This is a genomic window from Abiotrophia sp., assembly GCF_057275535.1.
This window is the reverse complement of sequence record NZ_DBHIRJ010000004.1, coordinates 57,387-70,670: the sequence shown is the minus strand read 5'-3', so window position 1 is coordinate 70,670 and position 13,284 is coordinate 57,387. Positions and strand designations below refer to the sequence as shown.

At 47.2% G+C, this 13,284-nt stretch carries 15 protein-coding genes; 6 read left to right on the top strand and 9 right to left on the bottom strand.

Features of this window, described 5'->3' with window-relative positions; translation table 11 throughout:
* Positions 1–4 precede the first annotated feature (4 nt).
* From dltB to ACO53F_RS04010, 4 genes are all read right to left on the bottom strand, one after another.
* Complete coding sequence (gene dltB, locus ACO53F_RS04025; RefSeq protein ID WP_485137404.1) at positions 5–1,159, bottom strand: D-alanyl-lipoteichoic acid biosynthesis protein DltB; 1,155 nt, start codon at positions 1,157–1,159, stop codon at positions 5–7.
* Entirely contained in the window at positions 1,156–2,664 is a 1,509-nt protein-coding gene (gene dltA, locus ACO53F_RS04020) for a D-alanine--poly(phosphoribitol) ligase subunit DltA (RefSeq protein WP_485137403.1), read from the bottom strand. Before dltA ends, dltB begins: the two co-directional genes overlap by 4 nt.
* 143 nt (positions 2,665–2,807) lie before the next feature.
* The gene (locus tag ACO53F_RS04015) at positions 2,808–3,143 is read right to left on the bottom strand and encodes a nucleotide pyrophosphohydrolase (RefSeq protein WP_485137402.1); all 336 of its coding nucleotides are present in this window, start codon (positions 3,141–3,143) and stop codon (positions 2,808–2,810) included.
* Positions 3,144–3,152: 9 nt separating this feature from the next.
* The gene (locus ACO53F_RS04010; protein WP_298076729.1) at positions 3,153–3,809 is read right to left on the bottom strand and encodes a CpXC domain-containing protein; all 657 of its coding nucleotides are present in this window, start codon (positions 3,807–3,809) and stop codon (positions 3,153–3,155) included.
* Between the two features lie 341 nt (positions 3,810–4,150).
* Here ACO53F_RS04010 and ACO53F_RS04005 point away from each other — a divergent pair, with 341 nt between their 5' ends.
* From ACO53F_RS04005 to ACO53F_RS03990, 4 genes are read left to right on the top strand one after another with little or no spacing between them, the layout of a single operon-like run.
* Positions 4,151–5,038, top strand: coding sequence for an ABC transporter ATP-binding protein (locus ACO53F_RS04005; RefSeq protein WP_268444672.1), 888 nt, complete (start codon positions 4,151–4,153; stop codon positions 5,036–5,038).
* Position 5,039: 1 nt separating this feature from the next.
* On the top strand, positions 5,040–5,909 hold the full coding sequence (locus ACO53F_RS04000; protein WP_485137401.1) for an ABC transporter permease: 870 nt from the start codon (positions 5,040–5,042) through the stop codon (positions 5,907–5,909).
* A gap of 35 nt (positions 5,910–5,944) precedes the next feature.
* Positions 5,945–6,415, top strand: a complete 471-nt coding sequence (locus ACO53F_RS03995; protein WP_485137400.1) for a LytTR family DNA-binding domain-containing protein — start codon at positions 5,945–5,947, stop codon at positions 6,413–6,415.
* A gap of 1 nt (position 6,416) precedes the next feature.
* Entirely contained in the window at positions 6,417–6,830 is a 414-nt protein-coding gene (locus ACO53F_RS03990; RefSeq protein WP_485137399.1) for a DUF3021 domain-containing protein, read from the top strand.
* Between the two features lie 51 nt (positions 6,831–6,881).
* Here ACO53F_RS03990 and ACO53F_RS03985 read toward each other — a convergent pair whose 3' ends face one another.
* The 5 genes from ACO53F_RS03985 to ACO53F_RS03965 form a co-directional block, all read right to left on the bottom strand.
* Positions 6,882–7,421 (bottom strand): hypothetical protein, encoded by a 540-nt coding sequence (locus tag ACO53F_RS03985; RefSeq protein ID WP_485137398.1) that lies wholly within the window; start codon positions 7,419–7,421, stop codon positions 6,882–6,884.
* A 675-nt stretch (positions 7,422–8,096) separates the two neighbouring features.
* Positions 8,097–8,606, bottom strand: coding sequence for a hypothetical protein (locus tag ACO53F_RS03980; protein WP_485137397.1), 510 nt, complete (start codon positions 8,604–8,606; stop codon positions 8,097–8,099).
* 102 nt (positions 8,607–8,708) lie between these two features.
* Positions 8,709–9,533, bottom strand: coding sequence for an NUDIX domain-containing protein (locus ACO53F_RS03975; RefSeq protein ID WP_485137396.1), 825 nt, complete (start codon positions 9,531–9,533; stop codon positions 8,709–8,711).
* An 11-nt stretch (positions 9,534–9,544) separates the two neighbouring features.
* Entirely contained in the window at positions 9,545–10,381 is an 837-nt protein-coding gene (gene pnuC / locus ACO53F_RS03970) for a nicotinamide riboside transporter PnuC (protein WP_485137395.1), read from the bottom strand.
* Positions 10,382–10,384: 3 nt separating this feature from the next.
* Positions 10,385–11,503, bottom strand: coding sequence for an AAA family ATPase (locus tag ACO53F_RS03965; protein WP_485137394.1), 1,119 nt, complete (start codon positions 11,501–11,503; stop codon positions 10,385–10,387).
* Positions 11,504–11,786: 283 nt separating this feature from the next.
* Here ACO53F_RS03965 and ACO53F_RS03960 point away from each other — a divergent pair, with 283 nt between their 5' ends.
* Positions 11,787–12,647 (top strand): patatin-like phospholipase family protein, encoded by an 861-nt coding sequence (locus ACO53F_RS03960; protein ID WP_485137393.1) that lies wholly within the window; start codon positions 11,787–11,789, stop codon positions 12,645–12,647.
* 13 nt (positions 12,648–12,660) lie between these two features.
* Positions 12,661–13,143, top strand: a complete 483-nt coding sequence (locus ACO53F_RS03955) for a low molecular weight protein-tyrosine-phosphatase (RefSeq protein ID WP_485137392.1) — start codon at positions 12,661–12,663, stop codon at positions 13,141–13,143.
* The last annotated feature ends 141 nt before the right edge of the window (positions 13,144–13,284 follow it).

Sequence of the window (13,284 nt, the reverse complement as noted above, 5' to 3'; positions counted from 1 at the left end):
ACTCCTAACCTTGTCCAAATCCTAGCCACTTCCCTACGACTTCCGGAAATTTATTGGAGAAGATGAACATCCCCAAGACAACCAATTGCAAAGTCACTGCCCAGCTTACTAGCTTGTAGAGGGAGTGGTTTTTGTATTTCTTATAGAATTTTGATTTCTTCTGATAGGCTTCAAAGCCAGCCATTAAAACCCCGTGGTAACAACCATAGAGGATATAATGGAAGGAGAAACCGTGCCAAAAGCCCATGAAGAGCATATTGGCCATATAGGCTGCCATGGCCCGATTAAGCCGGGTCTTGAAACGCTTATGACGAATAAAATTCATCATGACGCGCGAGAAGACGAAGTCCCGCAGCCATTGGGATAAGCTAATGTGCCAACGATTCCAGAAATCCTTAATATCGATGGCCAAGAATGGTTGCTTAAAGTTCATTGGGGTCTCAATCCCTAGCAGGTTACTGAGCCCTACTGCCATGAGACTATATCCAGCAAAGTCAAAGAATAAATAGAAGGTATAGCCGTAGGCGTATTTAATCAAATAGTAAAAATAATTGCCAACCTGCAAAGCCGACAGCCACTTGAAAATGACGGCAGCAATGACAAATTTGTAGACAGCCCCAAGTAGCAGGCGATAACTACCTAGGCCCAGCAGTTCCCAATAGTCTTTCCAGTCCAGAATTTTCTCCGTATCCGCCACAAAGCGCTTGGAGCGATCAATAGGTCCGGCACTGACAACTGGGAAGAAGAGCAGGAAGCTCAGGTAATCGACCAAGGACAATTCCTTAATGAGGCCGTCCTGGGTCTCTAGCAGAATCTGCACCACCTTAAAAGATAGGTAGGAGATGCCGACAAAGCCAAAGCTGTAGATAGGCCAAATTTCATGCAGCTTGGCCAAAACCAAGGGCAGAAAGGACAGGTAGACTGGCCACTTGATCTTAGGGTGGCGAAATTGATATTGAATCAAGCCATACTGAAAGACCATGAAGCCGAGCGAGACTGCCAAATGTTGGAGATCTGCGCCGAAGACACCCGCATAGATAATCAAGGAGCCTAGGGCCAGCCAATATTTGATTGGCCACTGACGCCAACGAATTACCAGTCCGCCTAAGCAGAAAATCGCTGCTATCAGAGCAAACTTTTCATCGCCAAAGTAGGTCATAAGAGCCCTCCTAAGGCCTTCCGGTCGACCTTACCATTTTGATTAAGGGGTAGGCTATCCAGAAAGACGATTTTCTTAGGAATCATGTAGTCTGGCAAGGTCTGTTTCAAATGCGCCTTGAGTTCACGCACCGTTTGGAAACGTTGCTGGATGACCTGGTCATAAACCACAAAGCTGACTAAACTTCTGACCGTATCACCCTCGTACTTAGGTAGGGTGATGGCTTGGCTGACTAGAGGATGCTTGATTAGGTTGGCATCAATGTCCTCCAGTTCAATTCGGTAGCCATGCCACTTAATCTGGAAGTCAATCCGACCATTACAGAAGAGTAAGTCATCTTCAAAGTAACCCACGTCCCCTGTCTTATAGGCAGGTTGACCACCAACTTGGCCAAATTTCTGGGCCGTCAATTCCGGTTGCCCATAATAACCTTGAGCGACCGTATCCCCAATGATTTGAATTTCACCCTGGCCTTCTTCTGCCTCTTCTAGGGGCAGCAACTTGACCTGACTGCCAGGACGGACACGCCCAACCGGTAAATTGTCGGGATAAGCATCAATCAGGGCTTGGTCGATATCCACCCAGGTCATCATAACGGTCGATTCAGTTGGCCCATAGGAATTATAGACCTTGGCCAGTGGGAAACGATCCAAGAGGGCCTGAGCCGTACGAGCCTGAAGTTTCTCACCGCAGAAGGCGAAACGTCTGACTTGGGGCAAGAGTTCTTGACTAAATTGCGGATCAGCCAAGCAAGTATCCACAAAGGACGGCGTGGACACCCAAGTAGAAATGCCCGACTGCTTGAAGCAATCGAATAAGGCCCCATAATTGCTTAACAAGTCCTTGTCCAATTGGTATAAGGTGGCACCCATGCAGAGGGCAGGATAGACACTCATGACCGACAGGTCGAAAGAATAAGGAGGCTGCCCAATGAATACAGGAGTCTCTCCTGGTTGGGCTGGAATCAGTGGCAGATACCAAGTCAAGAAATTATCTAGGTTCTCGGCTGAGACACAGACTCCTTTAGGTTGGCCAGTTGAGCCCGAAGTATAGATAATGTAGGCTGTCTCAAAGCCCTGGACAGCTTGCTCTTCTGCTGGCGCATCATAGCCACCTGCTTGCACGATAGCTTGAGCTTGGGCTAAGTTAAGCTGCCGGCAATCTAGGGGCAGGTCTTCGGTCGTAAGAACCAAAGGCGGCGCCAACTTTTCAATAATAGTGGCCACCCGGTCCAGCGGCATGGACAAATCAATGGGACAGTAGGCATGACCTGACTTGAGACAAGCCAAGAAATAAACCAACATGTAGGGATGCTTATGTCCGTAGACGACTAGGGGTGAACGGTCCTGGCCTAAGGTCTCCTGCAACCAGCCTGCTAATTGGTCAACGGCTAGCCACATGTCCTGATAGGTGAGTGTTTGGGCATCCTGATTCAAACGATTCAATTGGCAAGCCAGGACCTGTGAGTTACGATGGGCTTGGATTGCTTGCATAAATTTCAACATACTCACTCACTCCAAACATTTCCTTGTTCTCTACTAGAACAAGTGATTACTTTTCTACAATTCATAGTTTACACCACGTATATGAAAAAGATATGAAGAACGTCACCACATTTTGCGAAGATGTGATTTAAATATAAAAGAAGCTACTCAGCAGTAGCTCCATCTAATGCTGTTGGCGGGGCTGGGTACTTGATGGCATTCTTACGCAGTTTATCCGCAATAATGTCGTCAATATCCAGGCCTAAATTATCTGCCAGCATATAAGTATAGATTAAAACATCTGCTACTTCTTCTTTAATATGTTCTAAGTCTTGACTATTAGCTTCCTCAGGCGTTCGCCATTGATAGATTTCCATCAATTCCGCGGCTTCGATCGCAATCGATATAGCCAAATCCTTCTCATTATGATATGGTCGCCAATGACGTTGATCACGGAAACGATTGATGGCCGCCATGGTTTCTGAACTTTGTTGATTCATTCTCATCACCTAGTCTTGGTCTTGCTCTAGTTGGGCCATGAGCCATTCCGCCCATTGCTGATTGATGAAGAAGCCGCCACCGTAGCGGGCTAGCTCCTGGGCAAAACTGTCCTTGGTTAGGTCATACTGGCCTTGGTCAAAGGCTACCGTCGCGACCAATTCTCGGTCATCCCCCAGCAGAAATTGGGCTTTGCCTTCCTTGGCCACTTGATAAAGAATATGCTTAATAGGCTGGTCTGGCATTTGTTGGTGGAAACCAGCAAAGACCAAGTATTTTTGTAACTCTACAATGCGGTCATCTAGTCCCGCCTCATGAATTTGAATCTTCTCCCAGAGATTAGGCAAGCCGTGTACAATCCGGATAGTGGTGACAGCCATCTGTTCAGGGGTGAAGGTGTCCTTCAATACTTGCACATCTTCTTCAAAAAAACTAGGATCTGGTTCGTAGAAGAGGACAAGGCCCTTTTGTAAATCTTGATAGAGGAAGCCGTAATCCGCCATGCCCTCATAGCCACACTCAGGGCATTTTACTTTGAAAAATTCCCCAGACAGAATGGCTTCACGTTCCGGTGACTGGTCAGTGACATCGATTGTTTCATAGACCTTGACGTCGATTGGTGCCTGACATTGGTGGCAAGCCACTTGCTTCACATCATATTGAGACATTAGGGCACTTCCTTTTAAATTTCTTGACCCTATTATACCATATTAGGCTGGACTTGGCTCGTTAAAAGAAAGCCTAGCACCCCGTAAAAGCGCTCTCTTTATTAGATTGTTCGCTATCATTTTAAGTAAACAAGCCATCCAAAAGATAATCAAAAAAATGACCGACTGATTGAGTATTTTTTGCCAGATAGCCTCCTCCTAAACTCCTTCATTTCCCACTTCTTGCATTTTGGCCCCCCTCTCTTACCACTTAAGCCCCAATTTTGACCACTTAGCTTTTTTATCAACTCAAGGGCCAAACATCATGGTAAGATAAGCCTGTAGTAAAGGAGGACACCCCCATGTTAATTCAAACCCAAAACTTAACCAAACGCTACGGCGACAAAACCGTCGTACAGCAACTCAACCTATCCATCCCTCAAGGTCAATTAGTAGCCCTCTTAGGTCCCAATGGTGCCGGTAAATCCACCACTATTAAGATGCTAACGGGCCTCTTGTCCCCAAGCGAGGGTTCTATTATCTTCCAAGGTCAGCAACTCTCCCGTTCAGACTATCAACGCCAACTAGGCGTGGTCTTCCAAGACAGCATTTTAGACCAAGATCTAACTGTTGGCCAAAACCTCTTAAGTCGGGCCAAATGCTATCGTAACTTTGAAGCCAGCCAGCTGGACTTCCTAATCCAAGTCTTTGAACTCGAGTCAATCTTGAAGCAAAGCTATGGTACCTTATCTGGTGGCCAACGCCGCCGTGTCGATATTGCGCGCGCCTTGGTTCACCAGCCTAAATTCCTAATTCTGGATGAGCCCTCAACTGGCTTAGATATTCAGACACGGAATGTCATCTGGGATGCTCTCTTGCGCCTACGCCAAGAACAAGGTCTGACCATCCTCTTAACCACCCACTACTTAGAAGAAGTAGAAAATGCCGACTATGTCTACATTATTGACCACGGTCACTTGATTGCAGCCGACACGGTTAGCCAGCTTAAGGCTCAATATGCCTATGACACCTTAAGCTTAGATCTTGAAGATCCACAAGCCTTGGCCCAAGAACTTGCCCCCGACTACCAAGTCCGCTTAGATGGTCCGCTCTTGAAGGTTGACCTCAAGCCTGAACAATCCGTCTGGCCCCTCTTAGATCGTTACCGCCCACTCATTAAGCACTTTGAATACCATCGCGGTAGTGTCGATGACCTCTTTATTAATTTAACCGGAAGGGAGATCCGCTAATATGTTACACTTCACACTTCGTTGCCTTCGCCTCTACTTCATCCAAAAGAGTCGTGTCTTCTTCTCACTCTTAGGTGCCCTCATCACCTTCATTCTCTACCTAGCCTTCCTCAAGGACAACATGGCCTCTTCATGGCCACAATTGCCTGGCGTTAATACCTTCTTGGATTACTGGCTCTTAGGGGGAATCTTGGCCATCGTCGGAGCGACCACTAGCGCAGCAGGCCTCAGTCAAATGGTGGCGGACAAAGAAAAAGGTGTCCTAGCCGACTTCCTCTTAACTGATTTAAGCTATAATCAAATGCAATTTGGCTACTTCCTAGCCAGTGCCTTAATCAGTTTGATTATGCAGGTTCTTGCCCTAGGCTTATTATTTACCTACTACGCTCTCACGGCTGGCATGACCCTATCAGGTTTGCAATTACTTCAACTCTTGGGCGCTATGGTCTTGTCAGCCCTGGTTTGGACTAGCTTCAATGTCTTACTCTTTGGCTTCGTCACAAGCGTGACCAGCTTCGGCCATGTCATGTTATTACTATCCACTTCCCTTGGCTTCTTTGCTGGCGTCTACCTGCCGCTAGGTCTCTTACCACAAGCAAGTCGTTGGGTCATTCAAGTCACACCCGCCCCTTACTTCTCCTCTCTCTTCCGTCACATTCTCCTGGCGCCTACGCAAGCTGCCATGACCCAGCAGGTGCCTGACTTCATGTTACAACAAATCTTGCGCCATACCGGTGTCGGCTTGGATGTTGGTTTCTTAACCAGCGCTAGCCAGGAAGTCCTCATTCTCTTAGGCTTTGGCCTCCTCTTCCTCATTCTCATGCCAATCTTAGGCAAATTCAGTCGCAAACTAGCCTTACATAGTCTATAATAGGAGGGAAGACGCTGTTTTAGGAGGAAGTCCCTGTGAATATACGATTTGAGCCCAATCCACAACTAGCCCCTGATACGGTCAATGTGACGGTGGAAGCGGCTAAGCTTAACGCGGAGGCCCTGCAAGTCCTACAGCTTTTGGAAGAAAATCAAAATGCCTCTTCGGGCCTTACACGGCTTCCTCTCTTAGTCGATGACAAGACTATCATGGTGGCTAGTCAAGATTTGATTGCCATGGAAGTCTACCAGAATGAGTTGACCGTCTATACCCAACAGGCTACTTACCTAGTCAAAGGCCAGCTCAATAAGATGTTGGAACGCTTAGACGGGCGAGACTTTGTCCAAGTCTCCAAGAGCGCCCTGCTCAATATCAACCATCTGCACACGCTTGAAATGGGATTTTCTGGCAATATGGTGGCCTTAATGACCCACAAAATCAAACTTGGCGTTAGCCGCAAATACCTGCCAGCACTCAAGCAAGCGCTGGGCATGGGAGGGATATAAGATGTTAAAAACACATACCTTGGCCTTCGTCAATGGCCTTCTGATTGGCTCACTCACCTATCTGCTCTGTACCCTGGTCTTCCTTCGGACCAGCGCCATTAGACCTGCCGAAGTCGTCACCGTGCTCATTATGAGTGGCCTCATCGGCCTTGTCACCCTCCACTATCGGGAGTGGGAAGAAGATCATAATCTGACCTTGGCCTTGCTTTTTCATTTCGCTTCTATCCTAATCATTGTCGGTATCACGGCCCTCTACAATGGCTGGATTAGCTTTTCTTGGCAGGATTTACTTCCTTTTGTAGGGGTGGTCCTAGTCATCTACATCCTAATCTGGCAAGGTATGATTTGGCATCGTCGCTTGGATGTGGCGGCCACCAACCATCTGATTCAAAAACGACGTCAAAAGTCTAGCTAGCTATTATTAAAATAAGCCCTCCCTAGGAAATCCTAAGGAGGGCTTGTTTTTTTATTGATAGTAAGCTGAACCATTTTGTAAGATTTTACGCTGGCAATAATTTTGCAGATTCTCTAGCTGGCGTTGATGCTCATCCGTCCCTAGGCGGTAGCTTCTGCCTTGGAAGGTCAGGACCAAATTCAAGCTCTTGACCCGCGTCTGGCCTGTGCGGCCCACACGATAACGGTGCATCTTGACCTTGACTAAATCAGACCAGGAATGACGATCCTCGCGATCCCCTACGCTAATAGCAACTTGGCTACCCAAGTCTCGTATGACAACTGGACGGCGCCAGATTTTCTCATAGGCCCACTGAACTAAAGCAGATGACCCTAAAAGCCAAATCACGAAGACTAACAACAATAAGGCTTCATGAGCGCCTTCTGGCGTCCTTTGCCAGAGCCAATCGAGTAGGGAAAGTAGCCCCCAGCCTAGTAAGGACATAAAGGCCAGAATCAGCCCCACAATAGACCAAAAACGCACGCCATAGACATGGCTAACCCGCAAGACCTTGCTGAATTCTAGCTCTTTACTTTCATGATGTGTCTCCATGTCTGACTCGCCGTCCTTTCATCTAGCCTTATTCTACTCTAGTTCAAACTTTCCAGCAAGTGGCTGACTTGCTTCCAAATGTCTATTTGGACTTCTTAGATTTTTTGCCTCTATTCCTTATTTTACTCTGGCAATAATGTTGGAATTTTGTCAATTCTGTTACATATTCATCCGTCCATAGGCGATAGGTCCGCCCTTTGAAAATCAGCAATAGACTCAAGCTCCTGGGTGCAGTAACAGTGCCATGCTTTGTTAAACCTGGCTCCGCCTTGACCTTGCGCAAGTCGTCCCAGGCATGACACCTCTCTCGATGGCCTACCTTAATGGCAATTTGACTCCCGATATCGCGTATGGTAACTGATCGGCGCCAGATTTTGTCATGAGTCCGAAAAATCATCGGAGCCGCTATAAAGGGCCAGGCAAGAAGCATACATGGGCCTAAGACTGGCTGCCAGCTTCTAGGTGAGAGCTCAAACAAGAAAAGTAGTCCCCAGCCCACTAAGGACATAAAGATTAGCACCAAGACCAGACCGGACAAAAAACGCACCCCTAAAATTTGGCTAACCCGCAAATCTAGGCTTAATTTCTTCATAGCTCGTTCTCCCGTCCTTTCATCTAGGCTTATTCTACTCTAGCTCAATCTTTCCAGCAAGTGGTTGACTTGCTTCTCTGTGTCTATTTGGCCTTCTTAGACTTTTTGCGTCTATTTCTTATTTTACTCTGGCAATAGCGTTCCAGGCTTCTCAAGTCTTCTATATGATCATCCGTCCCAAGGCGATAGGTCCGCCCTTTGAAAATCAGCACCAGATTTAGACTCATGACGGGAGAGGCGTAGTATCTACTTTGCCCTTCAGTCGACACCTTGACCTTGCGCAGGTCGGCCCAATCATGGCACTTCTCTCGGTGGCCAACCTTAATGGCAATTTGACTCCCGATATCGCGTATGGTAACCGGTCGGAGCCAGAGTTTGTCATAAGACCGCCGAACCAGAGGAGCCGAGATAAAGGGCCAGGCAAGATAGAAACATAGGCTTAAGACTGGCTGCCAGCTTTTGGGGGAGAGCTCATATAAGGAAAGTAGCCCCCAGCCTACTAAGGACATAAAGACCAGCAGCAAGACTAGAACGGACAAAAAACGCACCCCAAAAATATGGCTAACCCGCAATTCTAGGCTTAATCTCTTCATAGCTGGCTCTACTCTCCTTTCACATAGGCTTATTCTACTCTAATCGTCTCTTTCTAGCAAGAAGAAGACGCAAAAAAGACCGCCTCAGGCAGTCTTTTCTTGCTAATAAAATGGATTGAGTTGATAGGTGTAGGTTTTGTGACTACGCCCTCGTTTACCAGCACCCGCATGGCCAAATTCCAGGAAGGTTAGATACTTCTCCTGACGCAATCTGAAGGCCGTCATGCCCACATGGCGGAATTGGGGATGATTGAAGACATCGAAGATGGCCCGCACATCCTTAATGGTAAAGGTGCTTGGCAGAAGCGACAGAACCGTCGGATGGTACTCCAACTTGTTGGATAGGCGTCTCACCGCTTTGGTAATAATCAACTCGTGGTCAAAGGCCAAGTCGTGAATGAAGTCTTGACTCTCACTATCCACTAACAAGAGAGCTCCTGACTCGGTCACCGAGAGATTGGCCCAGCAAATGGCGCTAGCATCATCCCCTGCCACCGCCTCCTGACCGCTATCATAGGGCAGGTAGACGATATGGGCCACCGAGACCACCCAGGCCCGCGGATCGCGACCTGGGCTGGCAAAGGTCTCCAACTGTTCAATTCGCAGCGGATCCAAGGCGATATGGGTTTCCTCTAGTACCTCACGAATGGTGGCCTGGGTGGTGTCTTCGTCTGGTTCGACAAAGCCACCCGGCAAGGCATAGTGACCCAAGAAAGGATGGGCCTTACGCTTAATCAAGAGTAATTGCAGTTGGGGCGCCTCCTCTGGGTCGGCCTGATACCAGCGCAAGATAACATTGTCTACTGTTAAGGCTGGTTTGGGATAGTTGGGAAATTCCTGTTTTTGGTACCAGTTCAAAAATTCTTCCTGGCTGGCCTCAGTCTCGTAGTAGTGCTTTTCGGCTTGAGGGTCCTTAAATTCAGGCATGAAGTCCCTCCTTATTGATTGGCCTTAGCTTGTTGAATCCAACGATACATGCCAACAATACTGTTAACGGTGAAGAGCAGATACATGACCACAATATCGACGGAGCCATCAGTGCCCCACCAGAGGTAAATGGAGAAGAGATTGGTAGCAATCCAGAAGATCCATTGTTCGGCATAGAGCTCGGTCATTAACTTCTGACCCACCACATTGGTCCCATCAGTCACAGAGTCACGGAAAGGTCGATTAGCACCGATAGATTTGTAAGCTAAGCCCATGAGAAGCCAAACAATGGCAGTTTGAGCTAAGGCAATAATCCAGTCCACCAAGCTCATGCGACGGGACTTGACATTAGTAGGTGTATCTTCTACTTGATGGGTTTGTTCTCGACGCTTACGGTCTGCCATAAGCCAGACATAAAGGCCAATCGGTTGCATAACTACGAAGTAGGCATTAGTTAAAACCTCACCATAGAATCCATTACCGATAGCTAAGAATAAGTAAATACTGGTCGTAATGACACCAAAGAAGTAGTTGGATTTACGGCCTTCAGCTACCAAAATAACGTTAATAACCCCTGTAATAGAAGCGATAAAGCCTAGCAAGGTTGAATCTGGGTCGCGCAAAGCAACAATAATTGGCACAATGGACATAATGATTAAATAAGCCCACTCCAATGGGGTACGGCCCACTACTAAGTCCTCATAGATGGCCTTGACGACGCCAGCAAAGCCTAATTTCTTTGTGTCGCCGGCCAAGACTTTGAGGTTGCGCCCCGTAACTTTATAGCCTGATGTGCAGTAATCGTGTAACTTGGTCCACTTAGTCTTAAAATTTTCAACAATTGACATGTCTTATACCTCCTGATTCAATAGGCTTGCAATTTCAATTTTGGCTGTTTCGTAGAGACTTTCGAAGAAGGTCTGGCCTGGCTTAGGATTACCTAAGTAGACAATCTTGTCAGCCAATCCCGCTTCTTCAAAGAGCTGGATGGTTAGGGATGTGAAGGCATCTCGGGTTTCTTCATCCGCCATGGTCATGTCTCGAACCCCATCGTCCACGTAGTTAGATTGTGGTAGGACAACGAAAATCTTATCCCACTTTTCCTTCTCAATCATGGACTGGTAGACATCCGTTAAGGCTTGGAAATCTTCCTCAGACAGACTATCCTTGAGGTAGTACTCTGCATAGGCCATGGTAATGGTCGAGTTGGTATCGGCGATAATTAAGCCATTATTAGCTGGCGAATCAATCAGGTCCGAAGTCTGACGGAACTGGCCGGTAAAGAGATAGGTGTAGTCGTTCTTGTCCAATTCATCATCTAAGACATTGTAGCGTTCCTGATACTCGCGGGCATATTCCGGTGACCAAGGACAACCGAAGAGACGCGATAAATCCCGCGCCAAGGTCGTCTTACCGTTAGAAGCAGAGCCTGCAATGAGGACATTGGTCGAGAAGAAACGACGGAATGGTTTGGCAATCTGATGCCAATGCATCCGAGGATTACTCCGAATCATAGTCCCTGAAATCTTAATTAAGGACCGGTCTACTAGAACCACTTCCCAGTCAGGGCGCAATTCATTGATTTTGTCCTTATACTCTGTCTCGCCACAGTAGACCACAATCTTAGCTTGGCCACTGAAGGTCACATACTGGGCAATGGACTCATCGAGCTTAGCTAGCCACTCTACCCAACCATTAGGATAGGCCGGAATATGATTTTCATCTAGCTTATCGACAATGACCAAGTCATCATAGCGGAAAGTCTCGCGCGTATAACGGAATCTCTTGCGTAGGCTAAGCCCAATCAGGTCGCCTCGATCTCCATCATAGCCTGACACGATGGTGAGGACCCCATCATTGTGACGCTTGGCCTGGTTAATAATATCAATATGCCCAACGTGTAGCGGGGCGAAAGTCCCAAAGACGATACCAAGGGACGTCACATTCTCTAACTTCTTTCGTTTTACCATTCTCTAACCTCTTTTGACCTATAAAGTTAGATACTAACTTTAATTAGACCTAAAATTAAGTCAGACGCTAACTTTAATTTTCCAAAAATTAAATAAGTTAGATGCTAACTTAATTTAACTATAACACAATTGACATATAATGTCTACTGTTTTTCAGAAAAAGTCGCTTTATTTCTGAATCAATTTAGTATACAATGGTAGTATGAATCACTTTAGGCTCGTAAAGTTTGTTGTAACCTCACCCTAACAGGGTTATGACATCGACTCGTAAAGGAGGCAGAATATGCGGATAGGCATGGTCTTCGAAGGCGGCGGGATGCGCGGCTTATATTCAGCCGGTGTCCTCGATAGCCTGATGGCAGCCCAAATTCCCGTGGATGAAATTGTGGCTGTGTCTGCAGGGGCTCTTTTCGGGGTCAATTATGTCAGTGGTCAAATAGGTCGAGCTTGGCGTTATAACCAGCGCTATCTTGGCGACAAGCGTTACATGAGTCTGAGCTCTTGGCTCAAAACCGGTAACTATGTCAACAAGGACTTTGCCTACTATCAAGTCCCAATGATACTTGATCCTTTCGATAACGAGCGCTTCAAAGCTTCCCCGACCCGTTTCCATGCGGTGGTCACCCATGTAGCCAGTGGTAAGGCCGAATACGCCTTGATTGAGGATGCCTTTGACCAGATGGAAGTCTTAAGAGCGAGCTCTGCTCTGCCCTTCGTCTCTAAAATGATTCAGCTAGACGCCAGCCCTTATCTAACCGGCGGCGCCTATCTCGACGGTGGTATTAGCGATAGCATTCCAGTTCATTACGCGCGCCAACTGGATGTCGATAAGTTAATCGTGGTCCTTACCAGACCCGCCTCTTATCGGAAAGCCACCCGCACCAATCCACTCTATTCAATCGTTTATCGTCGCTTCCCGGCTTTGGTCCAAGCCCTCAACCAGCGTGGTTATCACTATAACCAGACTCTAGACCAGATCGAAACCTTGGAAGCACAAGGCGAGCTTTTCGTCATACGCCCATCTGCCCACCTAGAAGTTGGCAGATTCGAACGTGACATTCGAGTTCTCGAGTCACTCTACAACTTAGGTCGTCAAGATGGACAAAACCAAATAAATCCCCTCGAAATTTACTTACAAACGTAAAAAGGAGATATTTATGGTTAAAGTTATATTTGTTTGCTTGGGCAACATCTGCCGTTCACCAATGGCAGAGGCTATCTTCAGCCATTTAGTGGCGGAGGCAGGTCTGAGCGACAAAATAGCAATCGATTCCGCCGCGACCAGTCCATGGGAAATCGGTAAACCCATGCATGAAGGTGCTCAAAAGCGCCTCAAAGCTGCCGGTATTCCGATTCCAAAGCATGTCGCGCGCCAGCTCAATCTAGAAGATATCAAAGCTGATTACATTATCGGTATGGACGAACCCAACATTCGGGCTATCAATTATTTGATTGGCGCTCGCCCAAGTGGTGAAGTCAATATGCTCTTGCACTATGCAGGGGAAGAAACCCAAATTGCGGATCCATGGTATACCGAAGACTTCGATACTGCATACACTGAAATCTATCGTGGCTGCCAAGCTCTCTTGGCTTTCTTACAAAGACGTTATCAGTTTAACGAAGAAGCCCCTACGATTTAATTTCTGAACTTAAGGCCTCCTGACAAGCTTGCCTGTTCAGCCAATCCCCTAGCCGTGTCTCTGTAAGCCGACAGAACCACTCTAGTATCGGTTGACTGCCCAGCAAGCCCCTCAGGGGCTTTTTATTTTGAATCAAAAAAA

Excerpts from the sequence above, each read along its gene's own strand:
- ACO53F_RS03985 (WP_485137398.1), bottom strand. The coding sequence starts at position 7,421 with ATGGAGACACATCATGAAAGTAAAGAGCTAGAATTCAGCAAGGTCTTG.
- ACO53F_RS04015 (WP_485137402.1), bottom strand. The coding sequence starts at position 3,143 with ATGAATCAACAAAGTTCAGAAACCATGGCGGCCATCAATCGTTTCCGT.
- dltB (WP_485137404.1), bottom strand. The coding sequence starts at position 1,159 with ATGACCTACTTTGGCGATGAAAAGTTTGCTCTGATAGCAGCGATTTTC.
- ACO53F_RS03960 (WP_485137393.1), top strand. The coding sequence starts at position 11,787 with ATGCGGATAGGCATGGTCTTCGAAGGCGGCGGGATGCGCGGCTTATAT.
- ACO53F_RS03965 (WP_485137394.1), bottom strand. The coding sequence starts at position 11,503 with ATGGTAAAACGAAAGAAGTTAGAGAATGTGACGTCCCTTGGTATCGTC.
- ACO53F_RS03975 (WP_485137396.1), bottom strand. The coding sequence starts at position 9,533 with ATGCCTGAATTTAAGGACCCTCAAGCCGAAAAGCACTACTACGAGACT.
- ACO53F_RS03980 (WP_485137397.1), bottom strand. The coding sequence starts at position 8,606 with ATGAAGAGATTAAGCCTAGAATTGCGGGTTAGCCATATTTTTGGGGTG.
- dltA (WP_485137403.1), bottom strand. The coding sequence starts at position 2,664 with ATGTTGAAATTTATGCAAGCAATCCAAGCCCATCGTAACTCACAGGTC.
- pnuC (WP_485137395.1), bottom strand. The coding sequence starts at position 10,381 with ATGTCAATTGTTGAAAATTTTAAGACTAAGTGGACCAAGTTACACGAT.
- ACO53F_RS04010 (WP_298076729.1), bottom strand. The coding sequence starts at position 3,809 with ATGTCTCAATATGATGTGAAGCAAGTGGCTTGCCACCAATGTCAGGCA.
- ACO53F_RS03990 (WP_485137399.1), top strand. The coding sequence starts at position 6,417 with ATGTTAAAAACACATACCTTGGCCTTCGTCAATGGCCTTCTGATTGGC.
- ACO53F_RS03955 (WP_485137392.1), top strand. The coding sequence starts at position 12,661 with ATGGTTAAAGTTATATTTGTTTGCTTGGGCAACATCTGCCGTTCACCA.
- ACO53F_RS04005 (WP_268444672.1), top strand. The coding sequence starts at position 4,151 with ATGTTAATTCAAACCCAAAACTTAACCAAACGCTACGGCGACAAAACC.
- ACO53F_RS04000 (WP_485137401.1), top strand. The coding sequence starts at position 5,040 with ATGTTACACTTCACACTTCGTTGCCTTCGCCTCTACTTCATCCAAAAG.